Genomic DNA, 18,868 nt, shown 5'->3' on the forward strand with positions numbered 1-18,868 from the left:
TTGACCGTCTAGGTCTGCACTCCATCTGCGTTTGAGGGACAGGCCAATGACCGACGAAAAGAAACCCAAAAAAGTATCACGCCAACAGGTCTATACCTTGCTGGTAGAAATCGGCCGAAAGGCAGGTGACGGGCTGCCCGACAAGGCGACGGGTGCTGCGCTCATGTGCTTTGCCTCTGGCATTGATGAGGCCGAAGCTGTTCGTGAAACCGTAGCAATTCTCAAGCAGGCAGAAACTGCTCCGCTTGATGTGACAGGCTATGGCACGCTGGCCGAGCGGGAGGCCGAAGGCGACGAGATCGACGACGAAGAGCGCGCCCTTATGATGCGTGCCCTCGACGAGAACTCGGTTATTATCGCCCAGATGACGCCGTTTTTTGATTAGGCCGCGCGGCGACGCGCGAGATGAATTGCTTCATACCATTTGAGCACTTTATGTGACGGTGCCTTGTGTTCTGGCAGGTCATTGCGGTCCACGCCAAACATTACGCTTGAGGCCAATTGATGACTGTCACGCCGAATACGCCCGATATAGAGACTTTCCAACGGCGCACCTCCCGCGAGAATCGGTTCGTGATTGGGTAGGATAAGCTGGGTGTAGGTCACGAGATGGCCGCACGGCTCTGTCCGCGCGGCAAATCCGTTGACCAAATGGCGCGCGGGGGTCAGCACACTCTCACAGGCGAAAAGATACTCAACTTCTGGCCCGTCAATCACCACATGCTGCTCTGGTGAAATGATGATGTCGTCCTGTAATCCGAAGTAGGGCGCGCGCATGCGGATCGGGGCATAGCTGCCGCGTGCAGGCACGCTACGTGAAACGGTTTGGAGAACAGGCACAACGTCACCGTTCATGGTATAAACAGTATCTCCACGCTTAAGCGTTCCTGCATTGCGGTAGCCCCATGGTGTCGCAATTGGCGTGTCAGGGGACAATGTCGGACCGGGGCCAATCGGCTCAATCTCGTTTGAGAGGGCGGCAAAGACCATGTCAGGCGCATAATCCTGTTGCCCGCGCCCCAGCATAAGATCTCGCAGATCATCAAGGGTCAGCGGGAGCGGGTTTTCCACAGCCACACTCGTCACTGTCGTCTCGCCCGCCTGCTCCAATGTGAGGCGGCCCCAGTTGTATTTCGTGTCCCACGCATAGGTCAGGCGCAGGATTTCAGCGCGGCCTGCATTTTTATGAGCAATCGCGGCATGGGCAATTTTCTCCCCCTGCACATGGACCATCGCGACACCACCACCGGGTATTGCTTGAAACACTAGGCTACGGTGGGTTGGATGCGGATTGGTGTAGCCGAACAGCACTTGTGGTTTGCTGTCCTCAGAGACCTGAGCCTCGAACATAATACTGCCGCGCGTCAGCTCTTCAGTCGGTTTATCGATCATAATTGGCATGGCGCGTTTTTCGTGGCCAAGGCCGCGCAGGGACAGACGGCGGTCAGTGTGATCGGTAATTGCAAGCCAAGTCATTTAAGCCACCTTTGCGGCGCGCAATAGCCCCGCCTCATATCGTTTCAGTGTACGGCGTGCGGCAGTGGGATAGCCTGCACCAGTTTCAGGGTCTAGCTCGGGGAAAATGCTATAGATTTCCTCAACCACTTCGGCCTCAAAACTTGCTGCGGTTTGTGGTCCTGGTAGAAAACTTTCAGTCTCTAATCCTTCGGAAAACACAACTTGATGGCGATCAAACAGGAGATGGACATAGGTCACGTGACCGCCCTCGCGCCGCGTGATCGAGTGATCGTTAATCAGATCTCGCGCAGCGACCAAAACTTCGGCCTCACCAAAGAGAAGCTCAGCCAGAATATCCTTGATCAACACACGGTGAAGGGGAGAGACCAGCAGGTCGCGATGCTGGCCTAATGTGTTTGCGCGAATGTGGATGGGGGCAAAATTACCCGTTGCGGTCACCTGCCGCGATCCAATCCATCGCAGTGGTTGTGCACCGTCGTCTTTTGTCATCACCAGATCACCGGGTTTCAATTGTTCCGCGCGGCGATCCCCGTCTGGTGTCGCGATCAGCGTGCCCGCCACAAAGCATGGCACCGAGGTTGCGTTAACAAAACCTACGTCCGTGTCGGTGCCATTGTCGATCGTGTAGGTAAAGTTGAAATCTTCTACGTCGCCGTCGCCGACCACGCTAAAGGTGCCATCGGCATTCAGGGTTACTTGCTGCCCCGTTGGCAGGGTAATTGCTGTTCCCACCGTCGCAGGCTGACCGTTGATGTGTGTAATGGTCATCGTGCTGCCTGCGGGGCCGTTGTTAATGTCGTTGCCCAACACATCCAAGGTAGTGGTCCCGTCAGGATAAACGTTCACGTCGTCGGACACTGCGACAAGCTGTGTCTGCACAGAGTTACCTGCGATCAGCACGTTAGAATCGTATTGGCTGTCGCCCACATCGGCGATGGCGATCCGTATCGAGTTTGTCTCACCCGCATTTACGACCATCGTGAGGGTCAGCGTGATCGTAAAGCCGTCCATCTCCGTATTGTAGTCGTCGTTGGTATTGTCGTTGTACATGTTGATGTTGTTAGTGGTCGAGATATTGAACGGATCGGTCTCGCCATCACCTACGTCATGCTCGACTAAGGTGCCGTTGATCCATACACCAAAGAAGTCTTGATAGATGGAATTTGCAAATTCTGGGTATTCTTCTGAACTGAACACGAATTGCATCGTGAGAACGTCAGTGTCTGGAATGAAGTCAACATCCAAAGTAGCGGCGTCATACGTCCTGCCGCCAGCGGCCGAATTATACTGACTGAAATTATCGGTGCCCGAAGTATTCGTCGATGTGTTCGTGGATTGGTTCGGATCTGCGCCGCCGGTATTGCCGCTTCCGCCGTTTCCATTTCCGTTTCCGTTATTTCCGTTCCCGTTGCCGCCACCGTTCCCGACGCCGTTTGCGTTTCCGTTGTTTCCGTTTCCATTTCCGCTACCGGTCCCGCTAGTGGTCGCGTCGTTGGTAAAGTCCTCGGCTTCTCCCGTGGACATGATAATACCAGTTGGTCCGGGGACTACGCCGGGCGATGTCGTATCACCGCCGCTGTAGATGCCTGCACTATCGATATCGCCGTAGTAGGTGGCACCCGTTACGGTCACACCGTTGCCGAAAATCTCCTGCGCCATCTCAATCGCAGTCGTCCCCTCGCGCACGGTTTCGATATCAAGCTCGGATGCTACTGCCATGTCTCTGCCTCAAACCTTCTTATGAGACAGCACACGCACGCAGATTGGACAGGGGGATTCCCCCACATTCCAGATTTGTCTGTGTTCAGACGATTCCGCCCCTGTTTTCAGGTGTTGGAACTGCTTAGGCCCTGCCTCGGGTCAATTATTATACTACCAAGCTACCACAATTTTGACATAAATGAAGTGGGATTTTGCATGGTTGCGAGGGCTGGCGCTTTTTGACCACAGCGGGGATAAAGGGGGTGATTTCCAAAAGGAGCCTCCTATGTCGCAGATATCCCCGATTGATCCCGTTGAATTGACGGCTGCATTGGTGCGCTGTCCGTCGGTCACACCTGCGGATGCTGGTGCGCTCGATGTACTTCATGACCTTCTGACTGATGCCGGATTTACCTGCGCTTGGGCAGACCGTGGTGGTATCCGCAATCTCTTCGCACGGTGGGGTACCCAAGGGAACACGCGCAGTTTCGGCTTTAACGGTCACACGGATGTAGTGCCGATCGGGGACGAGGCTGCATGGACCATGCCCCCTTTTGGGGCTGAGATAAAAGACGGCATAATGTACGGTCGTGGCACAACCGATATGAAATCCGGCGTAGCCGCGTTTGCCGCTGCCGCCGTTGATTTTGTCCGGAACACGCCGCCTGACGGTTCTATTATAATCACCATCACGGGCGATGAAGAAGGTGAATCTGTCGATGGGACGCTGGCCCTGTTGGAGTACATGGAGAAGCATGGGGAGCGGATGGATGTCTGCCTTGTGGGGGAGCCGACCTGCCCCAATACCATGGGCGAGATGATAAAGATCGGGCGTCGCGGTTCTATGACGATCAAGTTCCGCGTAGTCGGCAAACAAGGGCACTCTGCCTATCCGCACCGCGCGAAAAATCCATTACCACCAATGATGCGCCTCATGGATCGCTTGGCAAGTCACGAGCTGGATCAAGGAACGGAGCATTTTGACGGCTCGACGTTGGCTGTAGTCACGGTGGATACGGGCAATCCTGCGACCAATGTCATTCCAGCGGAATGCTCTGCAACGGTGAACATCCGCTTTAACGATACGCATTCAGGGGCGAGTCTGAGCGAGTGGATCGAGAACGAAGTTGCCGCCATTCGCGAGGCTTTCGGCGTGCAGATCGAGACGCAGGTGAAAATCTCTGGAGAGAGCTTCATCACCCCACCCGCTGATTTGTCCACGATGGTGTCAAAAGCGGTTGAGGCGGTGACAGGCGTCATACCGGAGCTTTCGACTACGGGTGGCACCTCCGATGCGCGATTTGTTAAATCGCATTGCCCTGTCGTTGAGTTCGGCCTCGTGGGTCAGTCCATGCATCAAGTGGATGAACATGTTGAAGTCGTGCATATTCACGAACTCAAGATGATCTATACCCGCATCCTTCAGGATTATTTCGCTTGATCCAGATCACCGAGACCGAGGACCGCCAGACCTGTTATGCTCTGCGCCAAGAGGTGTTTGTGCAAGAGCAGGGCTATACTGCGGAGGGGGAAGTAGATGATCTGGATGCAATCAGCCACCACCTGTTGGCGGTTGAAGATGATGAGCCCGTTGCCACGGCACGTGTGTATATAGATGGGACTACGGCCAAAATTGGTCGCGTTTGCGTGATCACGTCGCGACGCGGGATTGGCCTCGGGGCAGATATTATCAACGCTGCGGTGGCCTTGGCCGCACAAAAGCGGGCTAAGCATGTCGTCCTTGGCGCTCAGGTTCATGCGATTGGGTTCTACGAGAAGCTGGGTTTCACACCTTTTGATCCACCTTATGATGATGAGGGCCAGCCGCACCAGATGATGAAGCAGGCCCTGTGAAACGAACCCTTGTTGTCATGCTGAAAGAGCCGCGTGCGGGGCGTGTCAAAACGCGGTTGGGGCGCGATATCGGTATGGTTGCTGCGGCGTGGTGGTTCCGCCATCAGGTGCGCAGATTGCTCCGTCGGATCGACGATCCGCGTTGGGATATCGTGTTGGCGGTTTCCCCTGATCGTGCAGGTCTTGTATCACGGGTTTGGCCCCAGTATTTGGTGCGCATTGCGCAGGGGCAGGGCGATCTGGGGGACCGAATGGGGCGTGCATTACGCAAACCACCCGTTGGTCCTGTCTGTGTGATAGGTGGTGATATCCCTGATATTAACGCCAAACGCATTGCCGAGGCTTTTGCGGCGCTGGGCCATAATGACGCAGTGTTTGGCCCTGCTCCTGACGGTGGTTATTGGCTTATCGGATTGCGGCGGGTCCGTGCAATTCCCCCAAACATCTTCGCCAATGTACGTTGGTCAACGAAATACGCGCTTAGCGATACAGTGGTAACGTTGGCAGATCACCGCATTGCTTTTGTTGCGACGCTCGATGACGTGGATACAGTTGCGGACTTAAAATAATGTGACGCGGCTCGATGCGCGTGCTACCTCCACCACCATGAACAATATCCCAACCAAAAAAGAAGTGCTCGACTGGATCGAGGAAAACCCCACTCTGACGGCCAAGCGTGACATCGCAAAAGCCTTCGGCATCAAAGGGGCTGCGCGCATTGATCTCAAGCGGATCCTCAAAGAGCTGGAGGCCGAAGGCCATCTGGAAAAGCGCAAGAAATCCTATAGCGACCCCGAGCGTCTGCCGCCCGTCAGCGTGCTGATGGTTACCGGACCTGATGCAGATGGTGATCTATACGCCAAACCGATGGAATGGGGCGGTGAGGGTGTGGAGCCTGTGGTTCTGATGATCCCCCGCGCCGCTGATCCTGCGCTGGGTGAGGGTGACCGCATTCTGGCGCGACTGACTTTGGTAAAGGGTGAAACGCATCATTATGAGGGGCGTCTCATTCGACGCATTGGCAGCAATCCGAAAAAGATTATCGGTATATTCAAAAAGCATGCCGAGGGCGGCCGTATTCAGCCTATCGATAAAGGCGCAGACAAAGAGTGGGCTGTTCCGTCTGACTTCACAGGTGGTGCCAAGGATGGGGAGTTGGTCGAGGCTGAACTTGCAGGTCCCAAAGGCCGGATGGGCCTGCCGCGCGCGCGCATCGTGCAGCGGTTGGGTGATCCTTCCGCACCCAAGGCGGTCTCACTCATTGCGATTCACCAGCATAATATCCCCGATGATTTCCCCGACGATGTCATTGCCGAAGCCGACGCGGCAGAACCTAAGGGCCTGAAAGGGCGCGAGGACCTTCGCGAACTGCCATTAATTACGATTGATCCATCTGACGCACGTGACCACGACGATGCGTGCTTTGCCGAGGCTGATCCTGATCCGGCCAATAAAGGGGGTCATATCCTTTGGGTCGCGATTGCTGACGTATCTGCTTATGTTGTGCCGGGATCCGCGCTGGACCGTGAAGCACGTAAACGTGGCAATTCCACCTACTTCCCTGATCGCGTGGTGCCAATGTTGCCTGACCGTTTGTCAGGCGACCTTTGCTCGTTGCATGAGGGGGTGGAACGCGCCTGTATCGCCGTGCGCATGGTGCTCGATGCCGAGGGCAACAAAATCACCCACGATTTCCACCGCGGCCTGATGAAATCTCCTGCAAGCTTGCATTACGAAGAAGTGCAGGATGCGATTGACGGTAAGCCGAACGAGCGTACCGAACCGTTGTTAGAGACTGTTTTGAAGCCCCTTTATGCCGCTTATGGCGCGTTGGTCGCGGCACGAGAGCGCCGCCAACCGCTTGATCTTGATCTACCAGAGCGGCGCATCGAACTCGATGATGATGGTAAAGTTCGCTCCGTCAATTTTCGTCTGCGGCTGGATGCACACCGTTTGATTGAGGAATGTATGGTGCTGGCCAATGTCGCCGCTGCCGAGACACTCATCGCCAAGAAAACCCCACTTCTCTTTCGAACCCACGAAGAGCCTACGCCAGAGAAACTTGATGCGCTGCGTGAAACGGCTGCCGCAGCAGGATATACGCTGGCCAAGGGCCAAGTGCTGCAAACGGCGCATTTAAACAGATTGCTTGAGCAGGCGGCAGGAAGTGACGATTCGGAACTGATCAATATCTCCACGCTTCGCTCAATGACTCAGGCTTATTATGGCGCGGATCAGATTGGGCACTTTGGTTTGGCACTGCGGTCCTACGCGCACTTTACCTCCCCCATTCGCCGGTACGCGGACCTGATCGTGCACCGTGCGCTTATCACTGCGCATGGCTGGGGCAAGGACGGGCTGTCGCAACATGACATCGACGATCTTGAGGCGACTGGTGCGCATATCTCGGACACCGAACGACGCTCCATGATTGCGGAGCGTGACACGACGGACCGCTATCTCGCGTCGTACCTGTCAGAGCGTGTGGGCAACGAGATGACAGGGCGGGTCAGCGGCATTGCCCGCTTTGGTGCCTTTGTGAAATTGGACGAGACGGGTGCCGATGGCCTTATCCCCATGCGTAATATCGGACGAGAGTACTTTCACCACGATGCCGATGCTGGCACGCTTATGGGGGCCGATACGGGCATGACCATCGGTCTGGGTCAGCGAGTCACCGTGCGCCTGTCCGAAGTGACACCAGTGACGGGTGGGATTGCGCTGGAACTGCTTGAGATCGAAGGCGAGGCAATGCCTCAGGGCCGTCATAACCCTGCAGGCCGCAGCCCCCGCCGCAAGGGGGCAAAGGCGAAAGGTAAGAAAGCTGCGACCAAGCGGAAAGTTACCCGAAGCCGACGCTAACCCATCGCTTCGCGACAACGGGCGATATAGGCGCTCAGAACTCGATCATCTGCCACACGTTGTGACAGAGGTGTGGGTGCAGGTGCTCCAATGATCCCACCAAGGATCGCCCCTACACTGGCATCCGCCGCCGTTGGCGTGTCGCCAAACAAGAAGTCCTGTTCTCCGAGTTGCGCAGCAATGGCCTGAAGGTCTGGTTCAATACGCTCTAGTCTCTCTGGTCCCGTGAGCCGGCCCAACCCAAGACCGTGCATGGTCTTTATAAGGTCTTTTCGCAGTTTGGACGTGACAAATCCGCGGATGAGCGCAGGCAGGAAATCGAAATACTCTTTGCGGATGATCGCCCAATTCGCCTCATCTCCCCAACGATCATGAACTTGATGCCAGTACATGTGCTCTTCGGCCATGCGGATAAATGCGCGGGAAATTCCGCGGTCACGGGAAGTGAGACCTGCATCAAAGTCATGGCCAAGCCCCTCAAGGTGGGCGCGGATATTGTCGCTGTCCGGCACGATGGTACCATCGTCGAGTGCGATAGCGGGGAGCTTTCCATGGGGCATCTTGCGCGGATCATGAAGGTCTTTGCGCTCCCATGGTGTTCCCGACATCTTCAAAAGATACCCTGCTTTTGTGCAGAACGGGCTATAGCTGAACTCCCCGAATCCGGAGGCGAATGTGTAAAGCGTGATCATGGGTATCCCTTTCTGTGAATTGAGACTTGTTTACCAGGCATTGCTGACAGAAAATGACAGCAACCTGTGCGAAGGTTGGCACATAAAGGGGAGAGACCCATGAACCGCACGCACCGCTTGTTTCAACTCATGCAAACGCTCCGCCGTTTGCCTGCGCCTGTCACGGCTTCCGCACTGGTGAATGAAACGGGAGTCTCCTTGCGCACAATCTACCGTGATATTGATGCCCTGCGTGGCTTGGGCGCTGTGATCGACGGGGAAGCGGGGTTTGGCTATACGCTGATCGAAGATGCTGCTTTGCCGCCATTGGGGTTTACCGATGACGAGCTTGAAGCGCTGGTGCTGGGCCTGCGTGAAGTGGACGTGATAGGCGACCCTGCTTTGGCAGCGGCCGCCCGCACCGCGCTGGCAAAGCTTAAGGCGCGACTGCCAGCCCGCCAAACACATCGCCTGCAACATGCCGTTCTGGATGCCCGCCGTTTTGTTCGACCCACAGAACCAAAGATTAACGTGAAAGCTCTACGCGCCGCGACTTGGGATGAGGCAACTGTCGAATTTCAGTATGAGGACGCAAAGGGTGCAGCCTCAAAGCGGCAGGTAGACCCGCTTAGTATAGTGTTTATGCAGAATGCCCACATGCTGCTTGCGTGGTGCCACCTCCGCCAAGATTTTCGCGCTTTCCGCCTCGATCGGATGCATGATTTTGCTGTGACGGAGGCTCATTTCAGACCTCGCCGCGTGCCGATGCTGCGCGACTTTCTGGAGCGGTTGCGTGCGGAGGATGAGCGACGGGCTAAAGACCGCGTAGCGGAAGTTTGATTGCTTTTCGCGTCACCATATTGGCGTTAGATTGGAAGCAATTGATTTAAGAAAGGGTAATAAAATGCGCGCTATTCCGGTTTTTCTTCTTCTGCTTGCCGCGGCGCCATTGTGCGCCCAATCGACGGAGCGCAGCAATGCAGGACTACAGGCGTGGATTGCGGATTTTCGCGCTGACGCGCTCGCTGCTGGCATTTCGGCGCAGGTTTACGATGCGAGTATGGCCAAAGTCACGTTTTCGCCAAAGGTAGTTGAGCGTGATCGCAACCAATCGGAATTCACGAAAACGATTTGGGATTACCTTGAGACAGCAGTATCTGATTTGCGCATTAGCAATGGCAAGGCTGCGCTGAAGCAGCAGCGAAAAGCCCTGATTGCGATTGAAGCAGAATATGGCGTTCCCGCAGAGATCGTCACGGCGATTTGGGGGCTTGAGAGTGCCTATGGCACCTTTCGCGGTACCGACCCTGTCCTGACTTCCATGGCATCGCTGGCCTATGACGCGCGGCGCGCTGCGTTCTTTCGGTATCAGTTGATTTCGGCGCTAACTATTCTGAGTATTGGCGAAACAGATGTCGAAAACCTGCGGGGCAGTTGGGCGGGGGCGATGGGCCATACGCAATTTATGCCCAGTTCATTTTTTGCCCATGCGGTTGATTGGGACGGTGACGGTAAACGAAACATCTGGGGCGATGATCCCCGCGATGCGCTCGCCTCTGCGGCGAAATATCTCAAGGATAACGGCTGGGTCACAGGCCAGCCTTGGGGTGTAGAGGTCACCATACCCGCCGGCTTTGACTACCTCTTGGCAAATCGTGAAATTTTGAAGAATCCGCGTGAGTGGGCTGCTCTTGGGATTATGGATACCAGCGGAAAAGTTGTGCCGGATCATGGGCCGGCGGCGATTCTGCTGCCTGCGGGGAAAGACGGTGCAGCATTCATGGTGTTCAAGAATTTCGAAGTTATCGAGACATACAACACTGCCGATGCTTATGTTGTCGCCGTTGGACATCTGGCAGACCGCATTGCGGGCGCTGGGCCGCTCAGAGGGGATTGGCCGCGTCCGGATCGCGCGCTTACCTACGATGAGCGGATAGAGCTTCAGACAGCGCTGACGGCACAAGGTTTTGACACGCAAAAAATAGATGCCAAAATCGGGCCGTTAACGGTCAATGCTGTGAGGGGTTGGCAGGTATCGCAGGGAGAGGTGCCTGACGGCTATGCCTCTCCCGCGTTGTTGGAGCGTGTTAGATCAGCTCGGTGACATGCCGCGCATCCGCTCAGAGCGGCGACGCAGGAGTTCAACGACAGTCAGCAAACAGATAGAGATGAATACCAGTATCGTCGCCACGGCGAGGATCGTCGGGCTAATCTGTTCGCGCAGTCCTGTGAACATCTGCCATGGCAGGGTTTTTTGACCAGCCGAGCCAACGAAGAGCACAACAACCACTTCGTCAAATGATGTGATAAAGGCGAAGAGGCCACCCGAGATCACGCCCGGCAGGATCAGCGGCATCTGCACACGAAAGAATGTGGTCACAGGGTTGGCACCCATGTTCGCCGCGGCGCGGGTCAGCGAGTTGTCAAAGCCGACCAGTGTCGCCGTCACAGTGATGATCACGAATGGAATGCCCAAGGCGGCGTGCGCGAGGACCACCCCAATATACGTTCCCTGCAAACCAACACGACTGTAGAAGAAGTACATACCAGCGGCAGAGATGATCAGCGGCACGATCATTGGCGAGATCAGGATCGCCATGATCGCGCGGCGGAAGGGCACATGTGGTTGGCTGAGACCGATGGCCGCCAAAGTGCCAAAGCTGACCGATAGGAGCGTGGCAACAGGCGCAATATAGAGTGAGTTTTTCACCGCATCCTGCCACGCGTCATTGGTAAAGAAGTCGCGATAATGCTTGAGCGAGTAGCCCGCAGGATCAAAGCGCAGCATCTCTGGTGTGAATGTAAAGAAGTTCTCGGCATTAAAGCTGAGCGGCATTACGATGATGATTGGCGCGATTAGGAAGAAGAAGATCATGCCGCAGAGAGTGCGGAAAGAGAAATGCCACAAAACCTGACCAGGTGTCAAATAAGGGGCCACCTTCGCACGGTAGCGTCCCTCGTAGAGCCAGAAGATCAGGAACCCAAAGAACCAGCCAAAAAAGGCGCCAACGAAAAGACCGGGAAGGCCAGCGAGTGCAAATCCACCAATCGCCAGCAGGAGCGTAAGGCCCCAACGGCTTACCCGTTCATTTTTGGCGACTTTTGTCAGGACAAAGGCGATAACGCCCATCAGGATCGCGCCCCCAAGGACACCGCCTATCGTGCTACCCTGTCCTGTTCCGATGAAGACGCCGAAAAAGGCACCGAAGGCTGCCACGACCGGAACATAAAAGCTCGGGGCGGTGCGCGAGATGGGTGTGAGTGCAACCATTGGTCTGCTCCTTATCCGAGTTTCACGTTATCGATGCCGACGATTTTATCGTAGGCGTAATAGAGCAGCATAACAGCCGCCAAGAGGATCGCGCCCAGCGCTGCACCCAGACCCCAGTTCAGCGAGCTGGAGATGTGATAGGCGATACGGTTCGAGATGAATGTGCCCTCAGTGCCGCCCACAATCGCGGGAGTGATATAGTAGCCAATGGCGAGAATGAACACGAGGATACTGCCCGCGCCGATGCCCGGCACAGACTGTGGGAAATATACGCGCCAGAAGGCGGTCCAGTTCGTGGCACCAAGGCTTTTCGCGGCGCGCAGATACGTTGGCTGGATCGTTTGCATGACGGAGTAGAGCGGCAGGATCATGAAAGGTAACAGGATATGCGTCATCGCAATGATCGTGCCCGTCTGGTTATTGATGAGTGCCAGGCGGTCATCAGTGGCAACAATGCCCAGCCAGACAAGCGTGTCATTGATCACACCCTGATCCTGAAGCAACACTTTCCAAGCGGATGTACGCACCAGCAGCGACGTCCAGAACGGTAGCAGCACAAGGATCAGCAGAAGGTTCGCCTGACGTGCAGGCAGGTTGGCAAGGATCCACGCGACGGGGTAGCCGAGCATGATACAAGACAGCGTGATTATCACCGACATTTTCATCGTGCGGTAGAACAGGATGCCATAAATTTGCTGATTTTCGGGGCGCATTTCCGCACCATCCACAGATTTTTGCATGTCGATAGCATTCAGGAAATACCCCGAAGTCAGTTTGGGGCTATAGGCTTTGATTGTCGTCCAAACGTCCAGATCGTGCCATTTCTTATCGATGTCCAGAAACGCCTCGGAGAAGTTTACAGTCTCGAATGAGGTTGCTGCGGCTGCGCCGGCCTTGAGTTGTTCTGCGGCTGGACCAGCATAATCGGCCAGTGCGTTCTCTCCTGTCAGGTCTTTGTGAAGCGAGGAGTATACAATCGCCCATGGGTCAGTCGTATAGAGGTTTTTCTGGTCTTCATTCTGAGTGAAGGCAGCGTATTTCAGATAGGTCGCGGTGGTTGCAGGCAGAACATCTGCCATGCCTTCGCGCAGTTTGAATTTGGGTTGGCGGCCATCTGCTTTTGTCCAGCCTGCCATTGAGGCGAGCCATTCATCGCTCCCCATAAAGCTGTTCCAGTTTTCACCAGTCTTCCAAAAAGCATCGAGACCTTCGAACTGGTCTTGATAGACCTCGCCCATATCCTCGACTTTGCGGCCCGACTTGCGGAACAGCGATGCCATGCCTGTCAGCTCATAGTTGAGGCGGCCACCGAGCTTGGTGTGTTCCTTTGCCTCGATGGCATAGAACATGTCGTCATAAAGCGCCTCAAAAACGGCCTCGTCTGGAATTTCGGTGCCCTTTGCATCCCAATTAGCCAATAAGGTGGTGGTGCGAGGCAGGGTCTCAGATACAATTTCGTTCTCGACAGAGCGGAACAGCATGTCTGCAATCGGTGCGATGAATGTAACCAGAACAAAGATCAGCAAAGGCGCGATCAGCGCCAGCGCGCGCATCTTTTGCAATCTCAGCGCACGGTTGAGCGATTTCTTCAGCGGCGTGCCATCGGCGGCAAGCATTGGCCCAGTATAGGCGGCATCGGCGATGCGCGCTTCTGCGGCGGATGATGATGCTGTTTGGGCTGTTGGTGCGTCGCTCATGGTGTCCCCATCGGCTTGGTCTTAAGTGGCAAAGTGCCTGATATCAAAGTGTGGAGAGGGCCACGATGGGCCCCCTCCTTGAAGCTAACGATAGCTTATTTAACCAACCACGCCTGGAATTTGGCGTCGATGTCGTCACGGTAGTCTGCCCAGAACTCGTAGTTATACAAGAACGTGTTCTTTGCATTCTCTGGATCAGTTGGCATGTGCTCTGCCATCTCGATGCCCAACTCTGCGTGCTTGCCCACCAATGGAGCGGAGGATTTACGTGCAGGACCGTATGCGATGTACTTGGACTGATCGGCCAGACGCTGTGTGTCTGTGGCGAACATGACGTAGTCCAGTGCACGCGCCTGACGCTCAGGGGACAGGCCTGTTGGTATGATCCAACCGTCAAGGTCGAACATCTGTGCGTCCCAGAGCATTGCAACAGGCTGGTTCTGCTCAACGATGAGCGAGAAGAGACGACCGTTGTATGTGGAACCCATTACAACTTCGCCATCGGCGAGCAGTTGCGGTGTGTCGGCACCAGCGGACCACCAGACAACGTCGTCCTTGATGGTTGCAAGCTTATCGAGTGCTTTCTGCTGACCTTCTTCGGTCGCCAGAGCGTCATAGATCGCGTCTTTTTCTACGCCGTCACACAACAAAGCCCATTCCATGTTACCAATCGGACGCTTCTCAAGCGAACGTTTGCCTGGATAGGCATCGGTGTCAAAGATTGCGCAGATGTCGGTTGGAGGCGTGTCGCCAACCAGATCGGTGCGGTAGCCAACAGTTGTGGAATACACGATCTGTGGGATGAAGCAGTCGCCAACCAGCAGGTCGCCGAAATCTTCGGATGCTTTTGTGCCATCAGGCGCATCTGCAAGCTGTGTATCAGGGTCGATTTCCATCGCCAGACCCTCGTCACACAAACGCAGAGCGTCGGATGCAACAACGTCAACAACGTCCCATGTCACATTGCCCGCTTCGTTCATCGCGCGCAGTTTAGACACGGCCTCGGCAGAGGATTCGTCGTTGATGATCTTTACGCCGGTCATTTCGGAGTAAGGTGTGTGATACGCGTTCTGCTGTGAAGCGGAGTATGCACCGCCCCATGATACAATTGTCATCTCGGATGCCATGTGGCCATCCGAATGTGCCATGCCAGCCGCAACAGTAAGTGCAGTGGATGCCATCAGTGTTTTTGTGAGGTTCATTAGTCTCTCCCAGTTTTATCCCGTTTTTGTATTCCAAGGTCGCAACAACGGGGTTAGTCGCCACCTCTTATAGATCACGGCGCGGTGACGCGCCGCGATATGACACGCGGAGTGGACGCTATGCGTCCAAGGCGCGGCAATCTTCGGGCAACCAGCCGATTTCGATTTGGGTGCCGGGTGTGAGGCGAATCTGATCGGGCGCGTTGCGTGTTTTGACGATAAAATCGTCACGCCCTGCAACACGCAGACGCGTGCGGAAAATATCACCCATATAGATGAATTCCAGCACTTCTGCTTTCAGGGTAAACGCACCGTCTTGCATACGTGATTTGTCAAATTCGACACGCTCTGGGCGTATGGAAACGCGGGTGCGCTCTCCTGCCTTTGTCACGTTGATCGGTTTGGCTTGGATCAGCTCGCCACTGTCCAACTGTACCATGGCGACGCCACCTTTGATCTCTTTTACAACACCGTCGAGAGTGTTATTTTCACCGATAAACTGCGCAACAAAACTGTTCTCGGGGGATTCATAAAGCTGATCCGGTGGAGCAAGCTGTTGGATGCGGCCATCGTCAAACACGGCGACGCGGTCTGACATGGTCAGGGCTTCGGTCTGGTCGTGGGTTACATAGACCACAGTAATCCCCAGGTCGTGCGCCAGCCGCGTAATTTCAAACTGAAGCGTCTCGCGCAGCTGTTTATCCAGAGCGCCAAGCGGCTCGTCCATCAGAACCAGCTCGGGTTCAAACACCAGAGCACGGGCAAGAGCGATCCGCTGCTGTTGTCCACCAGACAATTGCGCGGGTCTGCGTCCTGCGAAATCCTCCATTTGAACCATGCCCAGTGTGCGCATAATTTTTTCTTCACGCTCCGACTTGCCAATTTTACGAACTTCCAACGGGAATGACAGGTTTTCAGCAACGGTCATATGCGGAAACAAGGCGTAGTTCTGAAAGACCATACCAATGCCGCGTTTGTGTGGCGGGATATTATTGATCGACGTGCCGCTCAGGCGGATATCGCCATGCGTTGCTGTCTCGAAACCTGCCAGCATCATGAGGCACGTCGTCTTGCCCGAACCTGATGGTCCAAGCATTGTCAAAAACTCGCCCTTTGGCATGCTGAGGTTGAGATCTTTGACGACAAGGTTTTCGCCATCATAGCTTTTTTGTACGCGCTCAAACTCGACGAATGCGTCGGTGCTTTTGGTATCGGCCAAATTTATGGCTCCCTGTAGACTTTATTATTATCAACACTGGCGCAAACTAAACGCATGCATGCATCTGTTTGCAACTGGATAACATCAAAACCGCATGAATCTTTTAGATTCAAGGAAGATTACCTAAATTTTGTACAGATACAGGCCTATTGCCCTTTAACGTGGCTGGTTTGGGCGCGATTTGCCGCGCCCAAACCGGTCAGCCTATGATCCAGCTTTGAGCATATCGCCGTCTTTGAGCGCCTTATATGTCTCATCCAGCGCTAGTTTCGCGCGGGTGTGAAATACATCAAGCTCTTCTGGCGTGATTACCAACGGGGGAGAAATGATCATTCGGTCACCCACATGGCGCATCACCAGGTTATTGGCAAAGCACCGCTCGCGGCACATGAAACCTGCGGTGCCTGTGTCCATCGCAAATTTCGCACGTGTTTCTTTGTGGGGTGTCAGGGGCAGGGACGCCATCATCCCCGAGACGTTCACACCACCCACCAGCGGATGCTCTCCAAGCTGGGTTAGAACAGCGCGTAATGCGGGGGCCGCAACATTGTTTACGTGATCCAAAATCTTCTCATCTTGCATGATGCGCAGGTTTTCGAGCGCAACTGCCGCACAAACGGGATGTCCTGAGTAGGTGTAGCCATGGTTGAATTCGATTGCGTTGATCACTTCGGCAATTTCGTCACAGACGATCGATCCGCCAATAGGCACATAGCCAGAGCTGAGGCCTTTTGCGATGGTCATAATATGCGGCTTGATCCCCATGGTGGTGGAGCCGAACCAGTTGCCCGTGCGGCCAAAGCCACAGATGACCTCATCCGCGATGATCAACACATTATACTTGTCACAAATGCGCTGGATTTCAGGCCAATAGGTGCTGGGCGGTACAATCACACCACCAGCGCCCTGCACAGGTTCCGCAATAAAGGCCGCGACTTTCTCAGCGCCCAGTTCAAGGATTTTTGCCTCTAGTTCTTGCGCACGCAGCAGACCAAACTCTTCGGGGGTATGGCTACCGCCCTCGGCATACCAATCAGGCTGACCGATATGATGGATGCCGGGAATTGGAAGACCGCCTTGTGCGTGCATGTACGTCATACCGCCCAAACTGCCTGATCCAACAGTTGAACCATGATAGCCGTTCAAACGGCTGATGATATGGGATTTCTCGGGATGACCTTTTTCGGCCCAATAGACCCGTACCATCCGCAGGTTTGTGTCATTCGCCTCAGAGCCTGATCCGGCAAAGAACACATGGTTCAACCCTTCAGGCGCCAACTTTGCCAACTCGGCCGCCAATGCGATGACGGGCGTGTGAGTGGTGTTGAAGAACGTGTTGTAAAACGGCAGCTCTTGCATTTGACGCGTTGCAACTTTGACCAGTTCGTCACGACCATATCCGAGGTTGACGCACCACAAACCTGCCATGGCATCAAGGATTTCGTTTCCCTCGCTGTCGCGCAGATAGATGCCTTTGCCGCTGGTGATCACGCGCGCGCCACGTTCCTTCAACTCGTTGTTGGTGGTGAACGGATGCATGTGATGCGCCCCGTCGAGCGCCTGCAATTCGGCAGTTGGCAGATGGTTCGAAACGATTGTCATGAAAGGCCCCTATCAGGATGGAGTTTGGCTGCGATCAAAATATGATCAAATTTCTGCGCGGTCAATCAAACACTCCGCAACAAGGTTCTGCGAGCGCTGAATTTGTGAACAAAATGCCGTCAACGACGGCCTTGCGTGATGAAACAACTTGGCAAGACGTGTAAAATTTGATCACAATCCCGCCAATGCCGGGCCAACCCGGCGTCACCTATGGGAGTCTCATAATGATTAAGACACTTTTGACGGGCACCGCAGCGGTGGCCTTGATGGCCAGCACAGCGTTTGCCGAAGAAGTACGCGTTTACAACTGGTCCGACTACATCGACGAAGAATTGCTGGCCAAGTTTGAAGAAGAAACAGGCCTTCAACTGATTTACGATGTTTTCGACAGCAACGAGGTTCTGGAAACCAAAATGCTGGCAGGCGGCTCGGGCTATGATGTAGTTGTGCCGTCGGGCACCTTTCTCCAGCGTCAGATCGTTGCCGGTGCATTCCAGAAGCTCGATATGGATAAATTGCCGAACATCTCCAACATGTGGGATGTCGTTTCCAGCCGTACAGAGCAGTATGATCCGGAAAACGCCTACTCCATAAACTATATGTGGGGCACCACGGGCATCGGTGTGAATGTTGGTAAGGTAAAAGAGATTCTCGGAGACGACGCCCCGATTGATTCACTCGAGTTGGTCCTGAACCCTGACAACATGTCCAAGCTGGGTGATTGCGGTGTGCACTTCCTTGATGCACCTGCTGAAATGATCCCAATGACGCTGAAATACATTGGCGAAGACCCAGACAGCCATGATCCAGAAGTCATCGCCAAGGCCGAAGATGTTCTGCTGAAAATCCGTCCCTATATCCAGAAGTTCCACAGCTCTGAGTATATTCAGGCGCTGGCGAATGGTGACATCTGTGTCGCAGTAGGCTGGTCCGGTGATATCCTTCAGGCACGTGACCGTGCAGCAGAGGCCGAGAACGGTGTCGAAATCGCATATCACGCCGCTAAAGAGGGCGCACAGATGTGGTTTGACCAGATGGCCATTCCAGTGGATGCACCGAACGTTGACGGCGCACACAAATTTCTGAACTTCATAATGGACGCGCAGAATATGGCGGCGGCATCAAACTATGTCTATTACGCCAATGGCAACGAGGCCTCGCAGGAGTTCCTTGTAGAAGACGTGAGCGGCGATCCCGCGATCTACCCTGATGCGGCGACGCTGGACAATTTGTTCACCACGACGCCCTACCCGCCCAAGGTGCAGCGTGTCGTGACGCGGACTTGGACCAAGATCAAGTCTGGCACCTGA

At 54.8% G+C, this 18,868-nt stretch carries 16 protein-coding genes; 8 read left to right on the plus strand and 8 right to left on the minus strand.

Annotation, left to right across the window (positions count from 1 at the left end):
* Positions 1 to 46: 46 nt before the first annotated feature.
* Positions 47 to 385, plus strand: a complete 339-nt coding sequence (locus Q0775_RS08025) for a hypothetical protein (RefSeq protein WP_298859073.1) — start codon at positions 47 to 49, stop codon at positions 383 to 385.
* Here Q0775_RS08025 and Q0775_RS08030 read toward each other — a convergent pair.
* Both Q0775_RS08030 and Q0775_RS08035 read right to left on the minus strand, forming a co-directional pair.
* Complete coding sequence (locus Q0775_RS08030; protein ID WP_298859075.1) at positions 382 to 1,476, minus strand: Hint domain-containing protein; 1,095 nt, start codon at positions 1,474 to 1,476, stop codon at positions 382 to 384. The two genes, Q0775_RS08025 and Q0775_RS08030, sit on opposite strands and share 4 nt — an antisense overlap.
* Positions 1,477 to 3,198 carry a Hint domain-containing protein gene (locus Q0775_RS08035; protein WP_298859077.1) on the minus strand — a complete coding sequence of 574 codons (1,722 nt, stop codon included), beginning with the start codon at positions 3,196 to 3,198 and terminating at the stop codon, positions 1,477 to 1,479. It lies immediately after the preceding gene.
* 277 nt (positions 3,199 to 3,475) lie between these two features.
* Here Q0775_RS08035 and dapE point away from each other — a divergent pair, with 277 nt between their 5' ends.
* From dapE to rnr, 4 genes are read left to right on the plus strand one after another with little or no spacing between them, the layout of a single operon-like run.
* Entirely contained in the window at positions 3,476 to 4,621 is a 1,146-nt protein-coding gene (dapE, locus tag Q0775_RS08040) for a succinyl-diaminopimelate desuccinylase (protein WP_298859992.1), read from the plus strand.
* Positions 4,618 to 5,034: a GNAT family N-acetyltransferase gene (locus tag Q0775_RS08045; protein ID WP_298859079.1), complete on the plus strand. Its 417-nt coding sequence runs from the start codon at positions 4,618 to 4,620 to the stop codon at positions 5,032 to 5,034. The genes dapE and Q0775_RS08045 overlap by 4 nt, the downstream gene beginning before the upstream one ends.
* Positions 5,031 to 5,603, plus strand: coding sequence for a TIGR04282 family arsenosugar biosynthesis glycosyltransferase (locus Q0775_RS08050; RefSeq protein ID WP_298859081.1), 573 nt, complete (start codon positions 5,031 to 5,033; stop codon positions 5,601 to 5,603). The genes Q0775_RS08045 and Q0775_RS08050 overlap by 4 nt, the downstream gene beginning before the upstream one ends.
* Before the next feature lie 37 nt (positions 5,604 to 5,640).
* Positions 5,641 to 7,896 carry a ribonuclease R gene (rnr, locus tag Q0775_RS08055; protein ID WP_298859995.1) on the plus strand — a complete coding sequence of 752 codons (2,256 nt, stop codon included), beginning with the start codon at positions 5,641 to 5,643 and terminating at the stop codon, positions 7,894 to 7,896.
* On the opposite strand, the gene Q0775_RS08060 is transcribed toward rnr, so the two are convergent.
* A complete protein-coding gene (locus Q0775_RS08060) occupies positions 7,893 to 8,588 on the minus strand; it encodes a glutathione S-transferase family protein (RefSeq protein ID WP_298859083.1) in 696 nt (231 codons plus the stop codon). The two genes, rnr and Q0775_RS08060, sit on opposite strands and share 4 nt — an antisense overlap.
* Before the next feature lie 99 nt (positions 8,589 to 8,687).
* Here Q0775_RS08060 and Q0775_RS08065 point away from each other — a divergent pair, with 99 nt between their 5' ends.
* Positions 8,688 to 9,407, plus strand: coding sequence for a YafY family protein (locus tag Q0775_RS08065; RefSeq protein ID WP_298859085.1), 720 nt, complete (start codon positions 8,688 to 8,690; stop codon positions 9,405 to 9,407).
* Positions 9,408 to 9,471: 64 nt separating this feature from the next.
* Entirely contained in the window at positions 9,472 to 10,671 is a 1,200-nt protein-coding gene (locus Q0775_RS08070; protein ID WP_298859087.1) for a lytic murein transglycosylase, read from the plus strand.
* Here Q0775_RS08070 and Q0775_RS08075 read toward each other — a convergent pair.
* The 5 genes from Q0775_RS08075 to Q0775_RS08095 form a co-directional block, all read right to left on the minus strand.
* Complete coding sequence (locus Q0775_RS08075; RefSeq protein WP_298859089.1) at positions 10,660 to 11,838, minus strand: ABC transporter permease; 1,179 nt, start codon at positions 11,836 to 11,838, stop codon at positions 10,660 to 10,662. The two genes, Q0775_RS08070 and Q0775_RS08075, sit on opposite strands and share 12 nt — an antisense overlap.
* Before the next feature lie 11 nt (positions 11,839 to 11,849).
* Positions 11,850 to 13,454 carry an ABC transporter permease gene (locus Q0775_RS08080; protein WP_298859997.1) on the minus strand — a complete coding sequence of 535 codons (1,605 nt, stop codon included), beginning with the start codon at positions 13,452 to 13,454 and terminating at the stop codon, positions 11,850 to 11,852.
* Between the two features lie 176 nt (positions 13,455 to 13,630).
* On the minus strand, positions 13,631 to 14,737 hold the full coding sequence (locus Q0775_RS08085; protein WP_298859090.1) for an extracellular solute-binding protein: 1,107 nt from the start codon (positions 14,735 to 14,737) through the stop codon (positions 13,631 to 13,633).
* 118 nt (positions 14,738 to 14,855) lie between these two features.
* Positions 14,856 to 15,956: an ABC transporter ATP-binding protein gene (locus Q0775_RS08090; protein ID WP_298859091.1), complete on the minus strand. Its 1,101-nt coding sequence runs from the start codon at positions 15,954 to 15,956 to the stop codon at positions 14,856 to 14,858.
* 204 nt (positions 15,957 to 16,160) lie between these two features.
* Positions 16,161 to 17,558, minus strand: a complete 1,398-nt coding sequence (locus Q0775_RS08095; protein WP_298859093.1) for an aspartate aminotransferase family protein — start codon at positions 17,556 to 17,558, stop codon at positions 16,161 to 16,163.
* 224 nt (positions 17,559 to 17,782) lie between these two features.
* Here Q0775_RS08095 and Q0775_RS08100 point away from each other — a divergent pair, with 224 nt between their 5' ends.
* Entirely contained in the window at positions 17,783 to 18,868 is a 1,086-nt protein-coding gene (locus Q0775_RS08100; RefSeq protein WP_298859095.1) for a polyamine ABC transporter substrate-binding protein, read from the plus strand.

This window comes from uncultured Sulfitobacter sp., assembly GCF_947499945.1.
In the GTDB taxonomy this organism is placed as follows: Bacteria; Pseudomonadota; Alphaproteobacteria; order Rhodobacterales; family Rhodobacteraceae; genus Sulfitobacter.